The following is a 17535-nucleotide window of genomic DNA, read 5'->3' as shown; positions in this document are numbered from 1 at the left end:
AAAGATATATTTTTAGCATATTATAAGAAGTTTATTCGTCGTTAAACGAAAAAATTTCCGGGTGAAACTTTCTCATAAAGAGATTGTTCCAACCGGAAATTCTGCATTTATTGTGTTTCTATTTTACTTCTTCAAGGACTGATAAACAGCTTTTGCCATCACTTTGGCACCTGCTTCATTCGGATGAATCTTATCCGGAAATAGTTCGGGCATTCCGTCCATTGCCGTATGAAGATCGATGACGGACAGGTTGTTTTTCTTGGCAACTTTCTTTATCATCGGAATAATTTCTTTAGAGATTATATCGTCATTGATATTATCTCCGGTCTGATAGGCTTTGGAAGGATAACAAAGATAAATTTTCGGTTGGGCAGGCAATGCTTTGAAAGCATCAACCATTGTTTGAAGATCTTTCGTGAAGTCGGCTTTATATTTCCAGTTGAACGATTTACTGTCATTCGTACCCAGTTTGATAACAACGATATTGGGATTGAAAGCCAGCGCATCCTGATAAGCCTTTTCGTTCATATAAGGATGGTCGCCTTTGTTCAACAGAGTGCGGGCACTGACTCCGAAATTCTTTACCCAATAAGCCTCCCCCAGCATACGACCTAACACAGCAGGATAACTATCACGATCGCGATTCTTGATACGTGCCCCATACGTTATACTATTGCCGATACAAGCTACACGGATGGCATCTTTATGAGGCACTTTAAAACTACGAAGCCAGGAAGTCAGCTCATTCAGCATCTCACTCTTGTAGAGGAAACCTTCGCGAATCCCCCATCCATGTCCGCCGGAAGGATAGATATGAAGTACTGAAGGAACATTGTTCTTATTCAGAGCCAGATAATAATTAACTCCATTAGCAGGTGGAACCACCTTGTCGTCGTCACTATAAACGATGAAAGCACGTGGTGTATCTTTCGTCACTTGTTTCTCATTGGAATATTCCGTTTCCAGTTCGGCAGAAGCATCTTTTCCCAGAAGATTGTTGTGAGAACCCATGTGGGTATAAGATTTATCCATCGTAATCACAGGATAGAACAGAATCTGGAAATTCGGACGAAGTTCGGGTTTGGCGTGAGTGGCAATGGTAGATGCCAGATGTCCACCGGCAGATGAGCCCATGATACCGATATCATTGGGATTCAAATTCCAGACACCAGCACTGTCACGCGCCATTTTCATAGCTGCTTCAGCATCTGAAATCGGTAGTGTACGATCACCGTTCGGCATCCGGTATTTCAAAACGATCAATGCAATACCTTGCTTATTGAAATAGGGTGCCCAGTCACAACCTTCATGATCGAAAGCCAAATGCGAATATCCACCACCCGGACAAGCGACCACAGCACGACCCGTTGCCAGTTCCGGCGCCGGAAGGAATACGCGAAGTGAGGGTTGTTCGATATCAAAAGGTTTCGGAGCATTCTGTGCTACCACTTGCGAACCTGCCAGTAAAATAAATAACAGGAGAAAAATAGTAGAAATTTTCTGTTTCATAGTATCTGTATACTTTGATTAATGAATAATTAGATGTGCGAAGATAGTAATTTTACGTATCTTTGCACCTCATTTTGAATAGAAAAAATATATGCAAGGAATAAAGAATCTGACAAAAGGCCCCATCAACCGCCAACTGTTTAATCTGGCAATGCCAATCATGGCAACGTCGTTTATTCAAATGGCATATAGCCTCACAGATATGGCATGGGTAGGACGGCTGGGAAGTGAAGCCGTAGCCGCTATCGGTTCTGTCGGAATCCTGACATGGATGTCCGGTTCTATCTCCTTATTAAATAAGGTAGGATCTGAAGTGAGTGTCGGACAATCCATCGGTGCGCAAAGTCAGGAAGATGCCCGTAGCTTCGCGTCTCATAATATCACGATTGCTCTGGTTATTTCCATTTGCTGGGGCGGGCTCCTTTTTATATTTGCAGAACCTATCATACGTATTTATGAACTTGAGGAACATATCACAGCCAATGCCATTCAATATCTGCGGATTGTTTCTACCGGATTACCTTTTGTTTTCCTTTCCGCTGCCTTCACCGGAATTTATAATGCAGCAGGGCGCAGCAAAGTCCCGTTCTTTATCAGTGGCACAGGATTGATATTGAATATTATTCTGGACCCACTCTTTATATTCGGTTTCGGACTGGGAACAAATGGTGCTGCGTACGCCACCTGGATTGCAGAAGCAAGTGTTTTCCTGATTTTCGTCTATCAGTTGCGTTGCAGGGATGCGCTGCTGGGCGGTTTCCCTTTCTTCACCCGGCTAAAGAAAAAGTACACGCGAAGAATCCTTAAACTGGGATTACCCGTAGCGACTTTAAATACATTGTTTGCCTTCGTCAACATGTTCCTCTGCCGCACCGCTTCCGAACAGGGAGGACATATCGGCTTAATGACGTTCACCACCGGAGGACAAATCGAAGCAATTACCTGGAACACCTCACAGGGATTCTCCACCGCACTAAGCGCCTTCATCGCCCAAAACTATGCTGCCGGACGAATCGAACGGGTACTTAAATCCTGGTACACCACCCTATGGATGACGGGAATCTTCGGTACACTCTGTACTTTGCTATTCGTTTTCTTCGGAAATGAAGTTTTCGCCATATTCGTGCCCGAACAAGCTGCTTACGAAGCCGGAGGTGTATTCCTTCGTATCGACGGATATTCCCAGCTCTTTATGATGCTCGAAATCACCATGCAGGGAGTTTTCTACGGTATCGGCCGTACAATGCCTCCCGCGATTATCAGTATCAGCTGCAACTATATGCGCATTCCGCTTGCTATCCTGTTTGTACGGATGGGTATGGGAGTGGAAGGAATCTGGTGGGCAGTCAGCGTCACTACCGTTGCCAAAGGGTTAATTCTTTTGAGTTGGTTCATTATTATCAAAAAGAAGTGTTTAAGTATTCCTTCAACGATAAAAGGATAGTATTCATTTTCCTTTATTAACAAACAAAGGGATTCATCCGAGTTATTTTAACTTAAAAAGTACACGCTTGCCAAATAATATGTATCTTTGCATTGTTATTTATAATACGAAGCGATTCGTATAAAAACATTATTTATAAACCAATTAAAAAAACATCAACATTATGAACAAGATGAAATTTATGGTTCTCTTCATGAGTATTGCCATGATATTTGGTAGCTGTGGAAGTATGAACAACACTGGTAAAGGTGCTGCTATCGGTGGTGGTTCGGGTGCTGCACTGGGTGCAATCCTGGGAGGTGTTATCGGTAAAGGTAAAGGTGCCGCTATTGGTGCTGCTATCGGTACGGCAGTAGGTGCAGGTACGGGTGCTCTTATCGGTAAGAAGATGGACAAAGCAGCAGCAGAAGCAAAACAAATTGAAGGCGCACAAGTAGAACAGATAACAGACAACAACGGATTGCAAGCCGTGAAAGTAACATTCGACTCGGGTATTCTTTTCACTACCGGTAATGCAAATCTAAGTGCTGCTGCTAAATCTGCTTTAAGCAAGTTTGCCAACAATGTGCTCAATCAGAACCGGGATATGGACGTGTCTATCTACGGATACACTGACAACCAGGGCTGGAAAAACAGCACTGCCGCACAAAGCCAGCAGAAAAATCTGAACTTGTCACAAGAACGTGCACAGAGCGTGTCCAGTTATTTGTTGAGCTGTGGTGTTTCCACCAATCAGATCAAAGGTGTACAGGGAATGGGTGAAAGCGATCCCGTTGCAAGCAATGACACTGCTGCCGGTCGCGAACAGAACCGTCGTGTAGAAGTATACATGTACGCAAGTGAACAAATGATTAAAGATGCACAAGCAGCTGCTAATTAAAAAAATTCTGCGCTATACGCGCAACCTGCTGATTTTCTTCTTTGCATCCACCTTGTTGGCAGTGATTGTGTATCGGTTTATGCCGGTTTATGTCACTCCGTTGATGGTTATCCGAAGCGTTCAGCAGATTTTTTCAGGAGATAAACCCACGTGGAAGCACACGTGGGTTTCTTTTGATAAGATATCTCCCAACCTGCCGATGGCGGTCATAGCCTCCGAAGACAACCGTTTTGCCGAACACAACGGATTCGATCTTGTAGAAATCAAGAAAGCGATGAAAGAGAACGAAACACGCAAACGGAAACGCGGAGCAAGCACCATTAGTCAGCAGACAGCCAAGAATGTGTTCTTATGGCCGCAATCTTCGTGGGTACGCAAGGGACTCGAAGTCTACTTTACGTTTCTCATCGAACTGTTCTGGTCGAAAGAACGAATCATGGAAGTCTATCTCAACTCTATAGAAATGGGAAATGGCATCTACGGCGCACAAGCTACCGCAAAGATCAAATTCGGAACAACAGCTGCCCAGCTGACCCGGGGACAATGCGCACTTATCGCCGCTACCCTACCTAATCCGATACGGTTTAACTCGGCGAAACCTTCGTCATACATACTAAAACGACAAAATCAGATATTACGGCTGATGAATCTGGTTCCTAAATTTCCACCTGAAGAGAAAGCTGTGGAAAAGAAAGCCGTTGAAAAGAAAAAAGGCAAAAACAAGAAAAGCAAGTGATAATTGAATCATAAATAAAAAGAAAGGAGCAACGAGGATCTATCCCCTTGCTCCTTTTGCTTATAAGCTTGTTTGCATGTGTTATCCTCATTTATACAAAATCTTTCAACTCTTGTTGTAAACGTTGACGTGTGAAGAATATACGGCTCTTCACTGTACCTAATGGCAATCCTAATTTCTCTGCAATCTCACGGTATTTGAAACCTGATACGTGCATGGAGAAAGGAATCTTATACTCCCGCGGGAGTGCGTTGACGATGCGATGCATCTCTTTCAGGTCGTAAGCACCTTCGGTACTTTCAAATCCTGAATCTTGTGGCAGATTTAAGTGATAATAATTATCGGTAGTATCAACAAAGGTCTGATCGCGTACTATTTTGCGGTAGTTATTAATAAAGATGTTACGCATGATTGTGTACATCCATCCTTTGAAATTTGTGTCCGGAACATATTTCTCTTCATTGTCTAATGCTTTTAAAGATGTTTCCTGCAATAAATCATTTGCTTCTTCACGGTTGGCCGTTAATTTATAAGCAAAACGAAGCAATTCTTCCTGTACTCCAATTAAATCTTTCCTGAAACTTAAACTTTTCATACTTTAATGGTTTTATGGTTAATATTCGTTTTTTCTCGACATTTGCAAGTTTAAAGGTATTTTGTGTATCCGGCAGGGGAAAATTTGTCATTTCTTGGGGGTTAATTCTATCAAATGACAGATTTTAGGTGCTTTCTGATAGTTTTTGGGTGGTATTTAGTAAATATTTCCTTTACCTCTTGGTTAAAAGAACCAAATAGATTACTTTTGATTTTATATTATTAAATAAAACAAAAGGCTATGACCATACTTATTATTGTAGGAATTATTGTATTGCTGGGCATTATCTTTGCTTCCATGTACAACTCATTAGTGAAATTGAGAAACAATCGTGAAAACGCATTTGCCGACATCGACGTGCAGTTGAAACAACGTCATGATCTCATTCCCCAGCTGGTAGACACCGTGAAAGGATATGCCGCACATGAGAAAGAAACGCTCGACCGGGTGATTCAGGCACGTAACGGTGCAGTCAGCGCAAAAACGATCGACGATAAGATAGCTGCCGAAAATCAGTTGAGTTCCGCTCTTGCCGGATTGAAGATTACCCTCGAGGCTTATCCCGACCTGAAAGCTAATCAGAATTTCCTGCAATTACAGGAAGAAATTTCTGATGTAGAGAATAAACTGGCTGCCGTCCGTCGCTACTTCAACTCGGCCACTAAAGAATATAATAACGCCGTACAGACATTCCCGTCGAATATCGTAGCAGGAATGACCGGATTCCAAAGAGAAATCATGTTCGACTTGGGGAAAAACGAACGTGCGAATCTGGAGCAGGCACCCAAAATTAGTTTCTAAAACCTTTATTTATACCGTCCATCCAATTACAAAAGTCGAACACGCATGCAATACGTCGGAATCCAAACACAGCAGAGCCGGAATAATCTCCGCTCTGCGTTTCTACTATTCCTGTTTCCCTGTCTCGTGGCAGCACTCCTCTATTTGGCCTGCTACCTGCTGACTTTTATGGGATATAAAGAGGATATGGAAGTCGAAATGATGCCAATAGTCAATCATTTCTTCTTCTCTTCGTTGCCATACACCATGGGAATCGTATTAATCTGGTTTCTGATTGCCTACTGGGCTAACACAAGCATTATCAATTCCGCCACCGGTTCCAAGCCGCTGAACCGTCAGGAGAATAAACGAGTTTATAACCTCGTGGAAAACCTCTGTATGTCTCAAGGCATGAAAATGCCGAAAATCAATATCATCTATGACAGTTCCCTGAATGCATTTGCCAGCGGTATCAACGAACGCACATACACCGTTACTCTCTCGGAGGGCATCATCCGGAAACTAAATGATGAGGAACTGGAAGCAGTCATCGCGCACGAGCTAAGTCACATCCGCAACCGTGACGTACGCCTGCTGATTATTTCCATTGTCTTTGTCGGTATCTTCTCCATGCTGACAGAAATCACGTTTTATGCCATTACACACATGCGCGTACGTAGTAACAGTAAAGGTAGCGGCGGTGTGGTTATCTTTATTCTTATCGCTTTAGTGATAGCCGCCATCGGTTATCTTTTCGCAAGCCTGATGCGTTTTGCCATCTCACGCAAACGCGAATATATGGCAGATGCAGGTTCGGCAGAAATGACGAAGAATCCGTTGGCACTGGCCAACGCTCTCCGCAAAATATCAGCAGACCCCGCTATCGAGGCAGTAGAAAGAAAAGACGTGGCACAATTATTTATTCAGAACCCCCAAAAGGCATCTAAAAGTATATTCAGCGGACTTAGCGGATTGTTTGCCACTCATCCTCCCATCGAAAAACGAATCGAAATACTGGAACAGTTCTAAATCGGGCTAAACTCATAAATAACAGGGGGTTCTGTTTAATTTTCATTAAAAGAAACAGAAGTATCCCTGTCTTTTTTGTATATTTGATTGTTATACATATATACATCAACCTAAATGCAAACTGATATGAGAACGAAGAAACAAATCTTTATGCTGTTACTAGCCTTGCTAGTGGGCATCCCTACCCTTTCGGCTCAACAAAGTAAAAAGGAAAAGAAGGAACAGAAGAAAGAAGCAGTAATGAAACTGATTGAATCTGAAAATTATAAGATAGATGTCAACACTGCCATGCCGATGCGCGGACGCTCCATCCCTTTGACATCTTCCTACTCACTGACAATCAGAAATGATTCGGTTATTTCTTACTTGCCTTATTATGGACGGGCGTATAGCATTCCGTATGGCGGAGGTGACGGACTTAACTTCAAAGCCATCCTCAAAGAATATAATGTGGAAATGGATAAAAAAGGGAATGCCGTTATCAAGTTCGTCGCACGTAATCCTGAAGACAGATATGAATTCAGAGCCAAAGTATTTCCCAATGGTTCGGCAAGTATCGATGTCAATATGCAAAACCGGCAGTCCATTAGTTTTCAGGGAGAACTGGATATAAAGGAGGAAAAATAATGCCGTCCTTATTCTTCCGGCTCTTCACTACCTTTTAATATAGGCAGGCAAATGTGATATTTGACAGCTAAGATGCGGGTCAGGAATACCGCCAGTCCGCCAATCAACTGACAGGCGTATGATTCCAGACCTGCAACGTCGCACAGCCAGTATGCAATACCGCCTACAACGCAGGCCATTGCATAAATTTCTTTTCGGAAGATAAGAGGTATTTCATTGATAAATACGTCACGAATCACTCCACCGGCTGCTCCCGTAATGCTACCCATGATAATCGCCACCCAGAAAGGATAGCCTAAAGCAATGCTTTTGCCTACACCTACCACGGTAAACAATGCCAAGCCAATGGTATCGAAAATAAAGAAAGTATTATTGAGCCGGATGAGCCAACGTCCGAAACAGATTACCCACAGCAAAGCCAGTCCCGTACAAATCAGATATATAGGGTCGGTCATCCACCCCGGTGTCACGTCGAGCAGGACATCACGAATAGTACCGCCACCGATAGCAGTAGCAAGTCCTACCACATAAGCACCAAACCAGTCGAAACGTTTCGCCGAAGCCAGCCGGATGCCGCTAATAGCAAAGGCAAATGTGCCTATAAAATCAAGAATTTGAACGAATGTGGGCATATATTTGTTATTTTGTATGCAAAGTAACGAATAAATTCCGTAAGAAAATGTACTTTTGCTTCACGAATTAAACCGAATAAGATAGAAACAATATGAAAATAACAATTGTTGCGGGGGCACGCCCCAATTTTATGAAGATAGCTCCCATTACACGCGCTATTGAAGCCGCACGGGCGCTGGGTAAAAGTATCTCTTACCGACTGGTATATACAGGAAGGAAAGACGATACAAGTCTGGATGCTTCTCTCTTTTCGGACCTCGATATGAAAGCTCCTGATGTTTATCTGGGAGTGGAGAGTAGTAATCCAACGAGTTTGACAGCCGGAATCATGGTAGCCTTCGAACAGGAACTGACGGAGAATCCGGCACACGTAGTTCTCGTGGTAGACGATCTGACTGCCACCATGAGTTGTGCCATCGTTGCCAAGAAACAAGGAATCAAGGTAGCGCATCTCGTAGCCGGAACCCGTTCTTTCGACATGAAGATGCCGAAAGAGGTCAACCGTATGATTACAGATGGAATATCCGACTATCTGTTTACTGCCGGCATGGTTGCCAACCGCAACCTGAACCAGACAGGAACGGAAAGTGAAAACGTATATTATGTAGGTAACATTCTCATAGATACCATCCGCTACAACCGGAACCGTTTGCTCAAACCGATATGGTTTTCCGTATTGGGGCTGCAAGAGGAAAATTATCTCCTGCTCACCCTCAACCGTCGCGTATTGCTAAGCAACAAAGAGAATCTGCGTCAGTTGCTGAAAACAATCATTGAAAAATCTGCCGGTATGCCTATCGTAGCACCGCTGCACACATACGTACGAAATGCCATCAAAGAATTAGGCATCGAAGCTCCGAACCTCCACATAATGCCTCCGCAGAATTACCTGTTCTTCGGTTATCTGATAAACAAGGCAAAAGGAATCATTACGGATTCGGGCAACGTGGCCGAAGAAGCAACATTTATGGGTATTCCATGTATCACGCTCAACACGTATGCCGAACATCCCGAAACATGGCGCATGGGAACCAACGAACTTGTCGGGGAAGATCCTGTCCTGCTTGCCAAAGCAATGGATACCCTGATGCAAGGCGAATGGAAACGAGGCGAACTCCCCGAACGTTGGGACGGACGTACCGCGGAGCGTATCGTACAGATATTGGCTGATAAAAAATAGCACTGCTACAAGGATACATTTCATCTTCCGGCATGTTACTTTCCATTTCATGCCGGAAAACTTTATTTACCCCGTAAGGAAACAGTTGTTTCCCCGTAGAGAAACAAGAGTTTCCCCATAGGGGGAACAAGGGTTTCCCGTAGAGAAACAATCACTATCCACGCGGGAAACTAATTTATCGAAAGGTGAATTACCCCTATTCCCTTTCATTGACGGATAACCAAAGCTTGTAAACAACAAAAAACGATGGGTAAAAAAAGTTATATATTCTGCTATCCTTAGAGTTATTTGTTAACTTTGCGCCCTACTACGAACGTTATGATACAACGATATAGCAAAATACTTATACTGTTCTTACTCGTATTGGCAGCTTCAGATGCTTTTGCGCAGCAAATAAAAGGGGTAGTCACTGATTCAGTTACCCATGAGCCATTGATGTATATCTCTGTTTACTATCAGGAAAAGAGAGATATGGGTACCATCACCAATATTGACGGAGAATACAGTCTTGAAGCCCGCAGAAACGGAGGAACTCTTGTGTTCTCTGCAGTAGGTTATATCAGTAAAACAGTTAGAGTAGGTTCCAACAATCAGACGGTAAACGTTAAGCTGGCTCCGGATAATGTGCTCCTGAACGAGGTTGTCGTGAAACCTCAAAAGGAAAAATACTCCCGTAAGAACAACCCGGCAGTTGAATTCATGAAGAAAGTAATCGAACACAAAAAGGCACAAGTCCTTGAAGTGAATGAATACTATCAGTACGACAAGTACGAGAAAATGAAGATGTCTATCAACGACCTCACGCCGGAAAAACTGGAAAAAGGAATCTACAAGAAATATTCATTCCTAAAAGATCAGGTGGAAGTTTCGGAAACAACCAACAAATTGATTCTCCCGATTTCCGTACAGGAGACGGCTTCGCAAACCATCTATCGCAAAAATCCCGAAAGCAAGAAAACACTTATCAAAGGTAAAAACTCCAACGGTATCGACGAATTCTTCTCCACAGGAGATATGCTCGGCACTGTATTGAAAGATGTATTTGCCGACATCAATATCTACGACGACGATATCCGGTTACTCCAACAGCGTTTCGTTAGTCCTATCGGTAACAATGCCATCTCATTTTATAAATATTATCTGATGGACACATTGATAGTAAACAAGCGCGAATGTGTTCACCTCACGTTTGTTCCGCAAAACTCGCAGGACTTTGGATTCACCGGACATCTTTATGTATTGAACGACTCCACTTATGCCGTTCAGAAATGTACGATGAACCTGCCTAAAAAGACCGGAGTAAACTTCGTCAACCGTATGGACATCGTGCAACAATACGAGCAACTCCCTAACGGAAACTGGGTATTGGCGGATGATGACATGACCGTAGACCTGTCCTGGAATTCCAACAAAACAGCAGGCGGATTGCAGGTGGAACGAACTACGAAGTATAGTAATTATAAATTCGATCCTATCGAACAACGGCTGTTCCGATTGAAAGGCAGCGTGATAAAAGAAGCGGATATGCTTTCGAAAAGCGATGAGTATTGGGCGAGTGTCCGCCAAGTACCGCTGACGAGAAAAGAAAGTTCGATGGATGTATTCGTCAACCGCCTCGAACAGATACCGGGATTCAAATACATCATCTTCGGAGCGAAAGCGCTGATTGAAAACTTTGTGGAAACAGGAAGCAAAGGCCATCCGAGCAAAGTGGATATCGGCCCTATCAACACCATGATTTCAAGCAACTACATTGATGGTACCCGTTTCCGGTTAAGCGGTATGACGACAGCTCATTTCCACAAACACTGGTTCTTGAACGGATACGGAGCTTACGGTCTGAAAGACGAACGCTGGAAATATAGCGGTACGGTGACTTATTCGTTCAATAAACGCGATTATGTTGTCTGGGAATTCCCGAAACATTATCTTTCGGCATCGTACAGTTATGACGTAATGTCTCCGATGGATAAATTCCTGTTCACAGATAAAGATAATATCTTCCTGTCGGTAAAAACAACGACAGTAGACCAGATGTCGTATATGCGCGATGCCACCATTAATTATGAACTTGAAACGCTGACAGGATTCGGAGTGAAAGCCATGCTGCGCCATCGTAACGACGAGCCTACCGGCAAACTGGAATATCTGCGCAATGATGCCGCGCAAACCCGTGTGCATGATGTCACGACTTCGGAAGCGAGTCTGACACTGCGTTATGCTCCGGGCGAATCATTTGTCAACTCCAAACAACGCCGCGTACCTGTATCGCTGGATGCTCCTATCTTTACCCTGACTCATGCCATGGGTTTCAAAGGAGTACTAGGTGGAGATTACAGTTTTAACCGTACGGAAGCAAGTGTATGGAAACGTTTCTGGCTCCCCGCTTCCTGGGGAAAGATTGATTGTAGCTTAAAAGCAGGCGCAGAATGGAACACGGTTCCTTTCCCGTTGTTGATCTTGCCGGAAGCTAACTTGTCCTACATCACCCAGCGCGAAACGTTCAATTTGATTAATAACATGGAATTCCTGAATGACCGTTACGCTTCCATGTCATTATCTTATGATATGAATGGAAAACTATTCAACCGTATTCCTCTTATCAAGAACTTGAAATGGAGGGAAATGTTCCGCGTACGTGCTTTGTGGGGAACATTGACAGATAAGAATAATCCGTTTAAGAGCAACAATCCCGATTTGTTCCGTTTCCCGACACGCGACGGTAAGTTCACCAGTTTCGTGATGGACCCGAAAGTGCCTTATATTGAAGGAAGTGTAGGTATCTACAACATTTTCAAGTTGCTGCACGTTGAATATGTACATCGTTTCACTTATCGTGATAATCCGGGTATCAACAAAAACGGTATTCGTTTCATGGTATTAATGGTATTCTAAAAAAATTATGCAACCTTTAGCAGAACGGTTACGACCAAAAACTTTGGATGAATATATCGGTCAGAAACATTTAGTTGGACCGGGAGCCATCTTGCGGAAGATGATTGACGCAGGACGCATCTCTTCTTTTATTCTCTGGGGACCTCCCGGAGTAGGTAAAACAACTCTTGCACAGATCATCGCCAACAAACTGGAAACGCCTTTCTATACTTTGAGTGCTGTGACCTCTGGTGTGAAGGATGTACGCGAAGTGATAGACCGTGCCAAGAGCAACCGTTTCTTTTCGCAGTCCAGCCCAATTCTGTTTATCGATGAAATCCATCGGTTCAGCAAGTCACAGCAGGATTCACTGTTGGGAGCTGTAGAGAACGGAACAGTCACGCTGATTGGTGCAACAACGGAAAACCCGTCGTTCGAAGTCATCCGCCCTCTCCTATCCCGTTGCCAGCTTTATGTACTCAAATCTTTGGAAAAAGAAGATTTGCTGGAACTTCTGCAACGTGCCATCACTACGGATGCCATACTGAAGGAACGAAAAATTGAATTGAAAGAAACAACAGCTATGCTGCGCTTCTCCGGTGGAGATGCCCGCAAACTGCTTAATATATTGGAACTTGTTGTGCAATCGGAGACGGAGGAAACAGTTGTCATCACCGATGAAATGGTGACCGAACGCTTGCAACAGAATCCACTGGCTTATGATAAGGATGGAGAGATGCATTATGACATTATCTCGGCTTTCATCAAGTCTATCCGCGGCAGCGATCCTGACGGAGCGATCTACTGGCTTGCCCGTATGGTGGAAGGAGGCGAAGATCCTGCCTTCATTGCCCGTCGGCTTGTAATCTCGGCTTCCGAAGATATCGGACTTGCCAACCCGAATGCGTTGCTTATCGCCAATGCATGCTTTGATACATTGATGAAGATCGGTTGGCCCGAAGGACGGATTCCTTTGGCCGAAGCGACGATATATCTAGCTACCAGTCCTAAAAGCAATTCGGCATACAGTGCAATTAACGATGCATTAGAGCTAGTCCGGTCAACCGGTAATCTGCCTGTCCCCTTGCATCTGCGCAATGCTCCAACCAAACTGATGAAACAGTTGGGATACGGACAGGAATATAAATATGCGCACAGTTATGAAGGTAACTTTGTCAAACAGCAATTTCTTCCGGACGAGCTGAAAGACAAACGGATATGGCAACCGCAAAACAATCCGGCAGAACAGAAACATGCCGAGCGAATGATACAGTTGTGGGGAGACAAATTTAAGAAATAAGTGTTCGTAAAATAAGTCACTCCCTTCTGTAAGAGAAGCTAAAAGCACAATAAAGCAGTAGGAAACATTATAACATATTAATAATATTGAAATTGAAATGAAGATTGTAGTTTTAGACGGCTATGCCGCCAATCCCGGAGATTTATCCTGGGAAGGTATGAAGGTGCTTGGAGAATGTACAATTTATGATCGTACAGCTCCGGAAGAGGTATTAGAACGTGCAGCCGGTGCAGAAGCAATTCTGACTAACAAGGTAATCATCAATGCAGACCACATGGCTGCACTGCCCGAACTGAAATATATCGGTGTGTTGGCTACCGGATACAATGTGGTAGACACAGCTGCCGCAAAAGAACGGGGAATCGTCGTTACTAATATTCCTTCATACAGCACCGCTTCCGTTGCTCAAATGGTATTTGCGCATATCCTGAACATCACTCAACAAGTGCAACACCACTCTGAAGAAGTGCATAAAGGTCGTTGGGCTAACAACAAGGATTTCTGTTTTTGGGATACTCCGTTGATGGAACTGCGGGAAAAGAAAATCGGTCTGGTAGGACTGGGAAATACCGGATATACCACAGCGCGCGTTGCTATCGGTTTCGGTATGCAAGTGTATGCATTGACTTCAAAATCTCACTTCCAGTTGCCACCGGAAATCAAGAAGATGGATTTAGATCAGTTGTTCAGCGAATGTGATATTATCAGTTTGCACTGCCCGCTTACTCCGGAGACACGCGAAATGGTAAATGCACGCCGTCTGGGTATGATGAAGCCGACAGCTATTTTAATCAACACCGGTCGCGGCCCGCTTATCAACGAACAAGACCTTGCAGACGCTTTGAACAGTGGCAAGATTTATGCAGCCGGAGTAGACGTGCTTTCTACTGAACCGCCTTGTGCCGACAATCCATTACTAACTGCGAAGAACTGCTACATCACTCCGCACATTGCCTGGGCAACCATCGAGGCTCGTGAACGTCTGATGAATATTGCAATCAGTAACCTTCAGGCTTACATTGCCGGAAAACCGGAGAATATAGTCAATAAATAAAAAGCGATCTATCCGAAAAGATAGAAAAGGCTTATATATAAAAACTCCCCTCATTTAACTTCTCTACCATGACATAGAGAATTAAATAAGGGGAGTTTATTTGTTCCTACAAGAATCTCAATTCGAAATTCTATGTGGACAAAGTATCAATATGAGTGTCCTCCTTCATCCATTTCTTTCTCGGTAATTTTGTGACGATCGATACTACGCCAAGCATAGAAAATATATGCAATTACGAATGGAACAAGAATAGAGACATAAGCCATTGTCTTTAGTGTAAATTCGCTGGAACAGCTATTGGCTAAAGTTAATGAGCTTTGCAGGTCTGTATATGACGGATAATAAGCGGTATTGTTGTACCCTGCTACCAACAATAAAGATAAAACAGTCAGTACTGTACCGATCCCCGTAAACCAGATTCCTTTATCAAACGTCTTTTTAAGCAATGTCTTTCCAATGCCGAAAAGAACCAGTACCACACCAATCAGGAATAAAGCCAGCACTACCGGCATTTCGATAAAGTTAGTGAGATACTTATAGGACTGCATATAAATTTCCTGTGTATCCGGATTAACGGCAAAGCCATCAGATACCAATGTACGAATGACAAATGCCAAAAAGAATACAAGGAACAAAACTGTATTATTGCGTACTGCACGACGACATTTATCGGTCAACTCTTTATCATCAATATTATTAATGAAATAGAGAGATCCCAACACACGGGCAAGGAAGAATACAGCCAATCCAAGAATTACATTCCAAATGTTGGTCAGCGCATCCAATCCGTGCCAGCCATTTCCCCAATGACTGATTACCGGCATAATGGTATCTGTCATATTGGCCTTATTAATATAGAAATCAGAACCGGTAAAGAAAGTAGCCACTGCCCCACCAAGTAACACAGGACCTACCACTCCATTAATCACCAAAAAAGTCCGGTATGTCTTTTTACCTAACAGATTTCCGGCTTTACTCTGAAACTCATAACTGACAGCCTGCAATACAAAACTGAAAAGTATAATCATCCAAAGCCAATACGCACCGCCGAAACTGGTACTGTAAAACAAGGGGAAAGAAGCGAAAAAAGCTCCTCCAAATGTAACCAATGTAGTAAACGTAAACTCCCACTTACGTCCGGTAGAATTCACCATCATCTTACGATGTTCTTCGGTTTTACCCAAGCAGAACAACAAAGAATTACCTCCTTGTACAAACAATAAGAACACGAGTATGGCCCCTAACAAGGAAACGACAAGCCACCAATATTGTTGCAAAAATATATACATATAGCTAAAATAATTAAGTAATGAGTAATAGGTAATTATCAATTCTCCGGTCCTTTTTTGATAGCCTTTACCATAATTCCGACACCTGCAATCAGCATCACTGTAAACAGGAGCAGGAAGATAAAGAAAGTCGTTTGTACAGAGCTTACATCCAGTTTGGAGATGGCAGCCATTGTCGGCAGCATATCACGGATAGCCCACGGTTGACGCCCACATTCGGCAACCACCCATCCGGCTTGTCCGGCGATGTATCCCAAAGGAATTGTCAGCAGAGCAATCCAGTGCATCCAACGCATCTGGCTTAAATCTTTCTTATAGATAAAGAAGAGAACGACAATAAAGAACAGGATGAAGTATCCGCCCAAGATTACCATTACACGGAACGCATAAAAGTTCAGAGGAACATTCGGAACCAGTTGGTTCACATCTTTGATATATCCGTAACCGAAATATGGAATATTTTCCTGTAATACTTTATATGCAATTTGAGCATCTTCCTCATGTCCTGCACTCTTTGCTGCACGATAGGCAGCCAATGCACCGATAGCCGTTTTTCCACGTTCTATCTTCTCGGCAGCAGAAAGAGCTGTCGATCCGTCTTTCTGTTGATAACCACCCTCGATGATATTTGTAATACCAGGAACGTAGCCGTCTACATTACGTTCTGCAAGGAAAGAAAGCATGCTGGGGATTTCAAAACGGAAGAGGAAAGGATCTTTTCCATCGTTGTAAGTCTTCTTTTCCGGGTTCAACACTCCTATTCCAACCAGACCTACATTAGTGCCGCCTTCATACAGACCTTCCACAGCAGCCAGTTTCATCGGCTGCGTCTGGGCAATCTGATAACCGGAACCATCACCTGTCCAAACAGAAAGCAACGATGCTACTAATCCGAAAATCGCCCCAATCTTGATGCTGGCAAGCGCAAACTCACGATTACGTTTCTTCAGCAGATACCAACAACTAATGCCGACTACAAAAATAGCACCCAGCACCCAACCGGACAATACCGTATGGAAGAATTTATTGACCGCTACAGGCGACGTAGCCACTGCCCAGAAATCTACCATCTCATTACGAACCGTATCAGGATTGAATTCCATGCCTACCGGATGCTGCATCCATGCGTTGGCAACAAGAATCCACCAGGCAGAAATCGTAGCTCCCAAGCCTGTGAGCCAGGTAGAAGTCAAATGGAAACGCTTACTTACCTTGTCCCACCCAAAGAACATGACGGCGATAAATGTGGCTTCCATAAAGAATGCCAAAATTCCTTCAATAGCCAACGGAGCACCGAAGATATCTCCTACAAACCACGAATAATTGCTCCAGTTCGTGCCGAACTCAAACTCCAGAATCAAACCGGTTGCCACACCAATGGCAAAGTTTATACCGAAGAGTTTCATCCAAAACTGGGCAGTCTTTTTCCAAAATTCATTGCCTGTTTTATAATACAGCGTCTCCATGATTCCCATCACCACTGCCAGTCCGAGTGTGAGAGGAACAAAAATCCAGTGGTACATGGCTGTCATCGCAAATTGGGCTCTTGACCAATCGATCAGCGAGGTGTCAATACTTTCAATCATAATCTTATGTAGTTTAAGA

Annotated in this window: 15 protein-coding genes; 10 read left to right on the top strand and 5 right to left on the bottom strand. The window is 43.5% G+C overall.

The features are described 5' to 3' along the window. Positions 1 to 123 precede the first annotated feature (123 nt). Entirely contained in the window at positions 124 to 1509 is a 1386-nt protein-coding gene (locus H8796_RS16880) for a GDSL-type esterase/lipase family protein (protein WP_117933050.1), read from the bottom strand. 91 nt (positions 1510 to 1600) lie between these two features. On the opposite strand from H8796_RS16880, the gene H8796_RS16875 reads away from it, so the two are divergent. The 3 genes from H8796_RS16875 to mtgA all read left to right on the top strand — a co-directional run bounded on the left by H8796_RS16875 (position 1601) and on the right by mtgA (position 4569). Beyond that, positions 1601 to 2953: an MATE family efflux transporter gene (locus H8796_RS16875; RefSeq protein ID WP_117933048.1), complete on the top strand. Its 1353-nt coding sequence runs from the start codon at positions 1601 to 1603 to the stop codon at positions 2951 to 2953. 163 nt (positions 2954 to 3116) lie between these two features. Beyond that, a complete protein-coding gene (locus tag H8796_RS16870) occupies positions 3117 to 3833 on the top strand; it encodes an OmpA family protein (RefSeq protein WP_004300348.1) in 717 nt (238 codons plus the stop codon). Next, positions 3811 to 4569: a monofunctional biosynthetic peptidoglycan transglycosylase gene (gene mtgA, locus H8796_RS16865; RefSeq protein ID WP_117933046.1), complete on the top strand. Its 759-nt coding sequence runs from the start codon at positions 3811 to 3813 to the stop codon at positions 4567 to 4569. The genes H8796_RS16870 and mtgA overlap by 23 nt, the downstream gene beginning before the upstream one ends. A gap of 91 nt (positions 4570 to 4660) precedes the next feature. Here the strand turns inward: mtgA and H8796_RS16860 are convergent, their stop codons facing one another. Beyond that, complete coding sequence (locus tag H8796_RS16860; RefSeq protein ID WP_004300346.1) at positions 4661 to 5164, bottom strand: RNA polymerase sigma factor; 504 nt, start codon at positions 5162 to 5164, stop codon at positions 4661 to 4663. 240 nt (positions 5165 to 5404) lie between these two features. Here H8796_RS16860 and H8796_RS16855 point away from each other — a divergent pair, with 240 nt between their 5' ends. From H8796_RS16855 to H8796_RS16845, 3 genes are all read left to right on the top strand, one after another. Then, positions 5405 to 5965: a LemA family protein gene (locus H8796_RS16855; protein ID WP_004300345.1), complete on the top strand. Its 561-nt coding sequence runs from the start codon at positions 5405 to 5407 to the stop codon at positions 5963 to 5965. A gap of 45 nt (positions 5966 to 6010) precedes the next feature. Continuing rightward, a complete protein-coding gene (locus H8796_RS16850; RefSeq protein WP_117933044.1) occupies positions 6011 to 6973 on the top strand; it encodes a M48 family metallopeptidase in 963 nt (320 codons plus the stop codon). Positions 6974 to 7099: 126 nt separating this feature from the next. Beyond that, the gene (locus H8796_RS16845; protein WP_004306358.1) at positions 7100 to 7600 is read left to right on the top strand and encodes a DUF4251 domain-containing protein; all 501 of its coding nucleotides are present in this window, start codon (positions 7100 to 7102) and stop codon (positions 7598 to 7600) included. An 8-nt stretch (positions 7601 to 7608) separates the two neighbouring features. Here H8796_RS16845 and H8796_RS16840 read toward each other — a convergent pair whose 3' ends face one another. Continuing rightward, positions 7609 to 8232 carry a trimeric intracellular cation channel family protein gene (locus H8796_RS16840; RefSeq protein WP_004300342.1) on the bottom strand — a complete coding sequence of 208 codons (624 nt, stop codon included), beginning with the start codon at positions 8230 to 8232 and terminating at the stop codon, positions 7609 to 7611. Positions 8233 to 8324: 92 nt separating this feature from the next. On the opposite strand from H8796_RS16840, the gene wecB reads away from it, so the two are divergent. The 4 genes from wecB (at position 8325) to H8796_RS16820 (ending at position 14641) form a co-directional block, all read left to right on the top strand. Beyond that, positions 8325 to 9413 (top strand): non-hydrolyzing UDP-N-acetylglucosamine 2-epimerase, encoded by a 1089-nt coding sequence (gene wecB / locus H8796_RS16835; RefSeq protein WP_187343837.1) that lies wholly within the window; start codon positions 8325 to 8327, stop codon positions 9411 to 9413. A gap of 318 nt (positions 9414 to 9731) precedes the next feature. Continuing rightward, complete coding sequence (locus H8796_RS16830) at positions 9732 to 12308, top strand: DUF5686 and carboxypeptidase-like regulatory domain-containing protein (protein WP_117933225.1); 2577 nt, start codon at positions 9732 to 9734, stop codon at positions 12306 to 12308. A 7-nt stretch (positions 12309 to 12315) separates the two neighbouring features. After that, complete coding sequence (locus H8796_RS16825; protein ID WP_117933040.1) at positions 12316 to 13587, top strand: replication-associated recombination protein A; 1272 nt, start codon at positions 12316 to 12318, stop codon at positions 13585 to 13587. Between the two features lie 97 nt (positions 13588 to 13684). Further along, a complete protein-coding gene (locus tag H8796_RS16820; protein ID WP_008999364.1) occupies positions 13685 to 14641 on the top strand; it encodes a D-2-hydroxyacid dehydrogenase in 957 nt (318 codons plus the stop codon). Positions 14642 to 14787: 146 nt separating this feature from the next. Here the strand turns inward: H8796_RS16820 and cydB are convergent, their stop codons facing one another. Together cydB and H8796_RS16810 are read right to left on the bottom strand one after the other, a co-directional pair. After that, complete coding sequence (gene cydB / locus H8796_RS16815; RefSeq protein WP_117933223.1) at positions 14788 to 15930, bottom strand: cytochrome d ubiquinol oxidase subunit II; 1143 nt, start codon at positions 15928 to 15930, stop codon at positions 14788 to 14790. 38 nt (positions 15931 to 15968) lie between these two features. Next, a complete protein-coding gene (locus H8796_RS16810; protein ID WP_117933038.1) occupies positions 15969 to 17516 on the bottom strand; it encodes a cytochrome ubiquinol oxidase subunit I in 1548 nt (515 codons plus the stop codon). Positions 17517 to 17535 lie beyond the last annotated feature (19 nt).

It is taken from the genome of Bacteroides sp. M10, from assembly GCF_014334015.1.
In the GTDB taxonomy this organism is placed as follows: domain Bacteria; phylum Bacteroidota; class Bacteroidia; order Bacteroidales; family Bacteroidaceae; genus Bacteroides; species Bacteroides intestinigallinarum.
This window is presented reverse-complemented; position numbering and strand designations above follow the sequence as displayed.

Excerpts from the sequence above, each read along its gene's own strand:
- H8796_RS16820 (WP_008999364.1), top strand. The coding sequence starts at position 13,685 with ATGAAGATTGTAGTTTTAGACGGCTATGCCGCCAATCCCGGAGATTTA.
- H8796_RS16850 (WP_117933044.1), top strand. The coding sequence starts at position 6,011 with ATGCAATACGTCGGAATCCAAACACAGCAGAGCCGGAATAATCTCCGC.
- mtgA (WP_117933046.1), top strand. The coding sequence starts at position 3,811 with ATGCACAAGCAGCTGCTAATTAAAAAAATTCTGCGCTATACGCGCAAC.
- H8796_RS16875 (WP_117933048.1), top strand. The coding sequence starts at position 1,601 with ATGCAAGGAATAAAGAATCTGACAAAAGGCCCCATCAACCGCCAACTG.
- H8796_RS16870 (WP_004300348.1), top strand. The coding sequence starts at position 3,117 with ATGAACAAGATGAAATTTATGGTTCTCTTCATGAGTATTGCCATGATA.
- H8796_RS16810 (WP_117933038.1), bottom strand. The coding sequence starts at position 17,516 with ATGATTGAAAGTATTGACACCTCGCTGATCGATTGGTCAAGAGCCCAA.
- H8796_RS16860 (WP_004300346.1), bottom strand. The coding sequence starts at position 5,164 with ATGAAAAGTTTAAGTTTCAGGAAAGATTTAATTGGAGTACAGGAAGAA.
- cydB (WP_117933223.1), bottom strand. The coding sequence starts at position 15,930 with ATGTATATATTTTTGCAACAATATTGGTGGCTTGTCGTTTCCTTGTTA.
- H8796_RS16840 (WP_004300342.1), bottom strand. The coding sequence starts at position 8,232 with ATGCCCACATTCGTTCAAATTCTTGATTTTATAGGCACATTTGCCTTT.
- H8796_RS16845 (WP_004306358.1), top strand. The coding sequence starts at position 7,100 with ATGAGAACGAAGAAACAAATCTTTATGCTGTTACTAGCCTTGCTAGTG.
- H8796_RS16855 (WP_004300345.1), top strand. The coding sequence starts at position 5,405 with ATGACCATACTTATTATTGTAGGAATTATTGTATTGCTGGGCATTATC.
- H8796_RS16825 (WP_117933040.1), top strand. The coding sequence starts at position 12,316 with ATGCAACCTTTAGCAGAACGGTTACGACCAAAAACTTTGGATGAATAT.
- wecB (WP_187343837.1), top strand. The coding sequence starts at position 8,325 with ATGAAAATAACAATTGTTGCGGGGGCACGCCCCAATTTTATGAAGATA.
- H8796_RS16830 (WP_117933225.1), top strand. The coding sequence starts at position 9,732 with ATGATACAACGATATAGCAAAATACTTATACTGTTCTTACTCGTATTG.
- H8796_RS16880 (WP_117933050.1), bottom strand. The coding sequence starts at position 1,509 with ATGAAACAGAAAATTTCTACTATTTTTCTCCTGTTATTTATTTTACTG.